This window comes from Pseudomonas sp. GD03858 (genome assembly GCF_029840925.1).
Taxonomy (GTDB): domain Bacteria; phylum Pseudomonadota; class Gammaproteobacteria; order Pseudomonadales; family Pseudomonadaceae; genus Aquipseudomonas.
In genome coordinates this window covers 22,682-30,616 of the sequence record NZ_JAOCDM010000062.1, presented here as the reverse complement: position 1 = coordinate 30,616, position 7,935 = coordinate 22,682, and the positions used below count along the sequence as shown (strand labels likewise).

Here is a 7,935-nt window from a genome sequence, read left to right as displayed (position 1 = left end):
TCCCTGTCGCCAAACACCTGGTGGCCTCCCCCACTCCCAAGCCAGGCCACCAGGCGCCCTCACTGCGCCGGTGCCGTGGCCGGCGGCGCCTCATTGGTCACCCGCAGGATCCCCCACAACCCCGAAGCATTGCCGTACGCCGCATAGTCGCGGAACAGATAATCCCCCGGCACCGCATTGGCCCCACCGGCACTGGGCAGCATGAAGCTGAAGTGCGCCGCCGGCAGCACGCTCTCCTGTGCCCCCACGTACATCGCCATCGGGTTATAGCCAAAGCGCACCGAGCCGATGCCCGGCAGCCCCATGGGGTAACCGTCCACATCGTTCTTCTCGGCCTGGTAGTTGTGCAGCGGCCACAGGTGCCCGTCCAGCTGGTAGGTGATGCCGCGACTCCCCCCACTGGGCATCAGCACGTGGCTGCGCGCTGGCTGCCCTGGCTTGGCCCAAAGCACCGGGGTCTGCGGATCGCCACCGACCAGGGCGTTGCTGTAGGCCATGTGCGCGTTGGGCACATCGGCGAAGCCGAAGCCGTCGGCATGACCGAACGGCGCATCCGGCGCCAGGCCGAAGCGCAGCCACAGCGGCTCGGTCTTGTAGTTCATGGCCATGTTGCCGTTGTCCTTCGGATCACCGGGCACGCCGTTGCCTTCGGTGGCGATGCCTTCCACCGGACGGCCATCGGCCCAGCGCATGTTCAGCGAGCGCTGCCACACGGTCACGAAGTCGCGGTAGTCGGGCTGGCCGCTGACCTTCACCGTGGCCTGGGCACGACTGGCGACGTCCTCGGTCCAGGTGGCACTTTGCGGTAGCACGCTCATGGCGCCGACCAGGCCTTTCTGCGGCTGCTTGATGACATCCGCCGGGGTCAGGTTCAGGCCACCGAACTCGATGGCGGTGGTGTTGATGTTGTCCACCGTGCGCCCCAGTTGCAGCACCGGCTTGCCTTCGCGCTCCAGGTGCCCGGCGTAGTACTGGTACACCTTGTTCGGGTAGGCGCCGCTGCCACCGGCGCGCGGTGGCACGGTCTGCACCGGGTTGAGGCCGACGTTGACACCGTCCGACTTGGTGATGTCGTAGGCCAGCAGTTGCGCATGCAGGCCGACATGGCTGGACGGACGCATCAGGTTGTTGTTGAACGCCGTGGAACCTTCGCTGCCCGCGCGGTCGCGCTTGACCACGTTCTGCATCACCGCCGTACTGGGCAGGTCCGGCATCACCAGCGGCAGGCGGTTCTCCAGGGTGATGCTGATGCAGTCGCCGGCGTTGGCCCGCAGCACAAGGGGCTCGACCGGCACCCCGGCCTTGAGCTTGCCGGTGCTGGCATCGAGGTCGGCCTTGCGCACATAAAGCACCGCGGTCGGGTCGTGCAACGGCGAACTGTGGCCGCCGACGGTGAAGGTCGCGCCATCTTCCTCGTCGGTGACCGTGGCCATGGGGATATCGACCTTGCGGCTGTTGAACACCAGGGTGCCGCCATTGGCCTTGAGCGCGCCGCCTACGTGCTGGCCGATGCCGGCCGGGTCGTTGATGCTGACGCCATGGCGGTTCTCGAGGATGTCGTTGGCCAGGGCCGCGACGATCTCGTAGCTGCGCTTGACCGTTGGCCGAGTGCCGATGCCATTGGCATTGGCCGTGGTTTTCGGGCAGATGCCATCGAAGTTGACGGTGTTGCGCATGGCCACCGGCTGCGGATTGTTCGGCAGGGCGAACAGGTCAGCGCGCTGGGCGGTGTAGTTGCGCATGATGCCCCAGATGCCGTTCCAGTAGCCTTCCAGCGCGGCGTCCAGCGAGTACAGGTAGTCACCATTGGTGGCGGCGGAGCTGGAGATCATCGACACCGGCGCCATGAAGCCGAGCTGCTCGGAGATGCCGACCATCTGCGACGACTTCCACCCCGAGTTGAAGCTGTTGCCGAAGCCCGAGCCGTTCTGCAGCCACTTGACGCCGTGCAAGGTGACGTTGTGCTCCTCTTCGTGGCCGCCGGCATGCATGCGCAGGCGCACGTTGTCGCCGGAATAGGTGCGCAGCATCGGCGTGAACGGATCGCCCGGCTCCGTGCCTTTGTTGACGTGCGGCGGGAACAGCGTAGTGCCGCCAGTGGGACCGGTGGCCTGGGTGATCGCCGAGGGCGCCAGGTTCATTGCCGGGATGGCGCGGTCGGTACGGCTCTGCATGGCATAGGCCAGGTCGCCGCCGAGGCCGTCGGCCTGCATGCCGCGCTTGCCGTCCGGGCCGACCTTGTTCGGGTCGAACACGCGCAGGGCCAGCGGTTCGTTGCGGTAGTTGACGACGAACATGCCAGGGTCATCCACCGAGATCGCCTGCGGGCACGGCCGGCTCGGGCAGCCCGGATTCAGCCCACCACGGGACTCGACCACCGCCTCGAGCAGCGTCGAGGCTTTCTGCCGTACCGGCGGGTTGATGGCATAGCGGAAGCTGTCGGCGGTGGCCGGATAGGCCTGGCCATCCGGCACGCCGTTGGGTCCGGCGCCCACGTACACGCCGGCTTCATAGGCGTGCTGGAAGTCGCTGTACTCGAGGAAGAACTCGCGGTAGCTGTCGTTCCTGCCGTCGCCATCGTGGTCGCCGGTCTGGATCACCGCCTGCCACGAGGTCGGGCCGCCATCCTGGCGAGTGGCGGGGTTGTACAGCTGTTCGCCGGTTTCGGCGTGGTACCAGCTGGAACCGGCAGGCTCGGCCAGCACGGTGGCATACAGCCCCAGTTGCTGGTGAGTCGACGGGCCAAGGTGATCATGGGTGAAGATGGTGCCCAGCCCACGGTCGACGTTATGCACGTTCACCAGCGGGTCGGCGAACCAGCGCTGCATGGCCGTGCGCGCGCCCAGCCAGTCGGCCCGACCGAAACGCCCGAAGTACGGATGCTGCCTGGCTTTCGGGCAGGCGGCGGTGCCGTCGCGGGCGTCGCCCTCGGTGCAGCCGTTGAAGCTACGGATCGCATGCACGCGCTCGACCACGCTGCCGGGCGAGAGCACGCCGTCCTCGTAGTTCCAGCCGTTGGCCGAGCCGTCGGCGGCGGTCAGGTCCCACTTGGGCAGGTGGATATGCTGGCCGATCACATCAGTCGGGGTACGCACCTGGTAGTCGTCCATCTCGTAGAACGAGGGGATCAGGTTGGTCTGTGCGTACTGGGTGCAGTCGAAGGTGTTCATGCGCATCACCAGCGGCTCTGGCGGGCGCTGCTTGGTGATCACCGGCCAGGCGTCCTCCCACAGGGCCAGGATGCGGGCCTGCGGGAAGTGGTAGCCAACCTTGTTGTACACCGCGTCGAACTGGATGTTGGCGGCCTTGTAGATGCGCGGGCGATCGGCGGTGAAGGTGGACGCGCCACGGAAGCTCATGCCGGTCAGGCTTTCGCCGCTGGCGAACTCGCCCACCCCGGAACTCTGGGTCAGGCGCTTGCCCCGGTCATCCATGCACGGCTCATAGTACGGCGCGCCCGCCGTCGGCAACGCGCCATTGGTGCGAAACGCCTTGGCCACCGGCTGGCCGCCCGGGATCAGGGCGAAGCTTTGGTGCTCGGCCTTGGCGTGAAACTGCATGGCGGCCTGTTCGACCTCGGTACCCTCTTCAGGCAGGTAGATCGGCTTGGCCTTGTGCACCACCTTGGAGAAATCGAGCCGGGTGGTGGTGGTCACCGCCTCGCCGCCCGCGGACACACCATCGAGCGCGTGGCGACCCAGGCCACCGTCCCAGCCATCGACCTGGTTGGGGTCGAGGTTGGCCCACAGCGCCTTGCCACTGTCCTTGAGCTGGCGGGCCAGCGCCGGGTCGAGCATGTCCAGTGGTGGCGTCGGCGGACGCTGGCCGACACTGCTTTCCATACCACCGATCCAGAACGGATAGCCAGGGTTCTTCAAGGTGCCGTCGGCGTTGCGGTTGGCCTCGCTGCGATCGACCAGGGCAAGCGAACCGACGGCGCGCGGGGTGCCGGGTTCATCGGCGTGATCATCGCCCTGCTGCTCTTCGTCGTCATCGTCATGCCCGGCGATGAGCGTCTCGCCCAACTTGGGCACCACGGTGACCTTGCCCGGCATCGGCGCCATGGCCTTACCGGGCAGTGGCACGATGGCCGGGATCGGCGTCCCGGCGACGATCTCGCCGTCAGGCAGGGCGCGCGCCCCCTGGGCGGGCTTGCCGCTGCGCAGGGCGAACGGCGTGCTGTGGAAGCCGTTCTCGCCCTCGCCGCTGACGGCCAGGCGCGTCCCCGGCTCGAATACGTCGTGTACCCGCCACATGGCCCACATGCCTTGGGCGAAGTGTGGATAGAAATGGCAGTGGTAGATGGCGTCGCCCGCCACGCGGTTGCGGTTGCCCGAACCGCCGTTGGCGATTTCGTAGGTGTAGCCGACCCCCGGACCGATGCCCTGGGCGTCGATATAGTCGGAGTTGTCGTCGTTGGGGTTGAACAGCCACTGATGACCGTGCAGGTGGAAGATGTGCTGCTCATGGCCATTATGGGTATTGCGGAACTTGGTAAAGTCGCCGATGTAGCTGTGGTGCACGTTGGCCGGCTCGGCCGGATACAGCGCCATGGTCGCCTTGACGCCGGTGGCGCTGGCCGGTGGCGTCTCGCCCGGGCGGATGTTCTCCAGCCCGACGTTGGCCGGAATGTCCACCAGGGTGCCGATATCGCCTACCGTGTGCGCGCTGAGGAAGAACTCTTCATAGGCGCACGACAGGCAGTCATGCATCGGCCCGACGCCCAGCCGGTTGGCCACCACCTCGGCGCCCATGCCACCGGAGCCGTAGTTGATCATGAACGAATCACGGGTCGGCTCCAGCACGTGGCCCATCACCGGGTCCGCCCAATAGCCGGGGAATGCCTGGGTGGCGGCCACTTCATCGGCGAACTGCGAGGCGAAGTCGCGAAACGCCTCCAGCCGGTTGGGCAACGCCGGGTTGCGCTTGCCGACGCTTTCCAGCGGGTAGGTGGACTTGGGGAAACTGCCGTCGGGGTTGGGGCCCATGACGATGGCATCGGTCTCGCTGTTGAGGATCTCGTTGCCATCGACCATGGCGATGATCGGCTTGCCGGCCTTGCCCTCGGCGATCCATGGTTGCACGTTGGGGTAGCGCGCCTCGTAGTCGATCACCGGCTGGCCGGTGGCGGTGCGTCCGGTGGTCGCCAGGCGCATTTCTTCCTCGGTCAAGGTGTTGCGGTAGGTGCGCCCGGCCTTGGGCACCACCACCACCTGGCCGAACAAGCCGTTGGCGACGTTGCCGGCCCCGCCCTGCCCGCCGAAGGTGGCGCCCTGGCTGGTGACCGCGAAGGCGCCCTCGCGCTCGGCGTACAAGGTGTAGCTGCGAGTCCCACCCGGGGCGACCAGGAAATTGCCGTTGCGCCCGGTATTGGCGGCGATGTCGGCGATGCTGTTCACCGCCTGCAGGCCATTGACCTGGAAGCCGACGTGGCGATCGCTGACCTGTTCGTCGGCGACGAAATCGTCGTTGCCTTCGTTCTCGACCTCGGGGCCTTCCTGCTCCTCGCCTTCGACCTCGTTTTCCTCGTGGTCGATGCCGTGCTTGTTGGGATTGGCCTGGTAGGCCAGCAGGTTGTTGAGGTTGACGGTCAGGCAGTCACCGGCCGCCACCCGCAGCACGATCGGCCGCGGACGCTTGTCCGGGCGCAGGGTGACCTTGCCCGGCACGGCCGCGCCGCCCTTGCCCAGGGGCACCAGGTGCTCGTCCACCACGTCGTTGCGCAAGGCGAACATCATGCCGTTGGCGTTCTGCGCGCCAAGGCGGTTGAACATCAGCGGCTGGTCCAGCGCCACCACATTGGCCACCAGCGTGCGCTGGCACTGCACGGCCGCCTCGCTGGTGACCTGCCAGCCGAGCAAGGCCAGCAAAAGCATGGACAGGACCGGACCTTTGCGCGGGTTCGACATGGGGCACCTCCGATGGGCGCAGGGACTCTGCGAGGAGGTGAGCAAGCCTTATGCCAAAAATAATTCAATTACTTTCAATGCCTTACGATTCAACTCCACACGAACTGGGGCGCATGCCCCACTCCGGTTCCCCGAATCGGGGGACTGCGTGCGGCACTTGCATTTGGCCAGTACTACCCTATACCGAAGTGGCATCACCTCACGCTTTGCAGCAACCCATCGACAACCCTGCGCAACAAGGACGGAAGCACCATGGGCACACTCGTAGCGAAAAAATATCCCACCAAGCTTTTCCTCAAGGCGGCCGACCATACTTACGTGGAGTGCGGCACTGGGGGCAAGGCGTGGAAGTGCTGGGGCGGTAATACCGGTGGCACGGCTTTCAACCAGAGTAGTGGCAGCACTCATCGGGCGGACCTCATTGCCTGCCCCGATCAGCGTGCCGGCATTACCCGCTACCTGATCGACGGTGTCTGCCACCAAGCCGCCAACCGCATTCTGGTACCGGCGAACATCCTGGTCTCCGGCGCGCGAGGCTATGCACTGTCTTCCTTCATCTACGGCACCTACGGCCGTAGCGTATTCGAACGACACACTGGCGAGACTGGAGATATCGCCGATTGCATGGCCCGCCAAGCCTTGACCGTTGTATCCTCCGTCGATGGCGCCGCGCGATCGCCCCAGGAGGGCAAGGCGTTGTCGACTGAAAAAGCCCTGCTGAGAACGAGCAAGACACTCTATAGCCGCATGCAGAGCAGGATCGCGTCAGCGCAGGATGCGCTCGCCTTCAACATGAAAGCCTTCGAACGGCAACTGGATAACATGCCACTGTCCAATCTGTCCGCCAGTTCACGACAGGGGCTGACCGACGCGAAATTCAATGTCGAAACGACACTCTTCACACTCGACCATGAGCGCCGGTTGCAGAACGTGGACCCAACGCAAATGGTGGAGCGGGTCAATCAGATGACACTCACCTTCCAGGATGAAACGGCCAACGCATTGACCGCCCGACAGTACGAGCAACTGTTCGGCGTGCCCGTGGACGAGCGTTTGATTCTTGCCGACCCGGATATCGTCAGCCTGGCTTTCGGCGCAGACGTGTCCAGGGCGGTCTATGGCAACCTGCCTGACCGCTGACAGACCATGGACCACCTGCCACGCCACGGCCGCAAGCTCAGCCAACGCGAGTACGAACACGCGGTCGTGGAGTTGCACGCGGCTCACGCCGAGGATGGCGCAAGCCTGGCGGATCCGAGCCTGCGTCGGCGGGAGCTCGACCTGACCATCGATCACCGGCTCGGTGTCGACTTCCCGCAGCCCCGCCGTGAGCGGCTATGGCAGATCCAGCAACGCGTGGAACACAAGCGCCTGCGCTTGCTGGCCCGCAGCCTGGTAGCCCATATGCTGCCGATCCTCACTCGGCGCAGGGCGAACGCCATCGCCAGTTTCGTCGAGCAGGCATTTGCCCAGGAACTGGACGCCCAGGAGATGGCCGATTACTTCGACAATGATTGACCGGAATCCGATAAGGTCGATCGATCACGGAGCCCTATTGGTCAAACCCTGCGAAACGTCTTTACTTGCTGTTACACCACTCCAACCAGGTCTGCGCCCATGAAGATCGTGGTCACCAGCATCCTCGTCGACGACCAGGCCAAGGCCCAGGCGTTCTACCACCATGTCCTGGGGTTCCAACCCAAGCACGACATCCCCATGGGCCAGCATCGCTGGCTCACCTTCACCTCGCCCAACGACCCCAATGGCGTCGAGCTGCTGCTCGAACCGGACGCTTATCCCGCCGCGAAGACCTACAAGGCAGCCCTCAAGCAGGATGGCATTCCCGCCACCTCGTTCGGCGTGCGCGACATCCAGGCCGAGTACACCCGCCTGTGCGCCGCCGGCGTGCGTTTCACCCAGCCCCCCACCGCCATGGGCCCGGTCACCGTGGCGGTGTTCGACGACACTTGCGGCAACCTGATCCAGCTCGCCCAGCGGCACTGAAGACAGCCCGACAGCCATCCGC

At 65.5% G+C, this 7,935-nt stretch carries 4 protein-coding genes; 3 read left to right on the top strand and 1 reads right to left on the bottom strand.

Annotation, left to right across the window (positions count from 1 at the left end; translation table 11 throughout):
• Positions 1 to 59 precede the first annotated feature (59 nt).
• On the bottom strand, positions 60 to 5,909 hold the full coding sequence (gene mnxG / locus N5D48_RS16410) for a manganese-oxidizing multicopper oxidase MnxG (protein WP_279886147.1): 5,850 nt from the start codon (positions 5,907 to 5,909) through the stop codon (positions 60 to 62).
• Between the two features lie 252 nt (positions 5,910 to 6,161).
• Between mnxG and N5D48_RS16405 the strand changes: the two genes are divergently transcribed.
• The 3 genes from N5D48_RS16405 (at position 6,162) to N5D48_RS16395 (ending at position 7,913) form a co-directional block, all read left to right on the top strand.
• Entirely contained in the window at positions 6,162 to 7,049 is an 888-nt protein-coding gene (locus tag N5D48_RS16405; RefSeq protein ID WP_279886144.1) for a hypothetical protein, read from the top strand.
• A 6-nt stretch (positions 7,050 to 7,055) separates the two neighbouring features.
• On the top strand, positions 7,056 to 7,427 hold the full coding sequence (locus N5D48_RS16400; RefSeq protein ID WP_279886141.1) for a hypothetical protein: 372 nt from the start codon (positions 7,056 to 7,058) through the stop codon (positions 7,425 to 7,427).
• A 99-nt stretch (positions 7,428 to 7,526) separates the two neighbouring features.
• A complete protein-coding gene (locus N5D48_RS16395) occupies positions 7,527 to 7,913 on the top strand; it encodes a VOC family protein (RefSeq protein WP_279886138.1) in 387 nt (128 codons plus the stop codon).
• Positions 7,914 to 7,935: the final 22 nt, after the last annotated feature.

Bases quoted from the DNA above. Each gene is read 5' to 3' on its own strand.
- N5D48_RS16405 (WP_279886144.1), top strand. From the start codon at position 6,162: ATGGGCACACTCGTAGCGAAAAAATATCCCACCAAGCTTTTCCTCAAG.
- mnxG (WP_279886147.1), bottom strand. From the start codon at position 5,909: ATGTCGAACCCGCGCAAAGGTCCGGTCCTGTCCATGCTTTTGCTGGCC.
- N5D48_RS16395 (WP_279886138.1), top strand. From the start codon at position 7,527: ATGAAGATCGTGGTCACCAGCATCCTCGTCGACGACCAGGCCAAGGCC.
- N5D48_RS16400 (WP_279886141.1), top strand. From the start codon at position 7,056: ATGGACCACCTGCCACGCCACGGCCGCAAGCTCAGCCAACGCGAGTAC.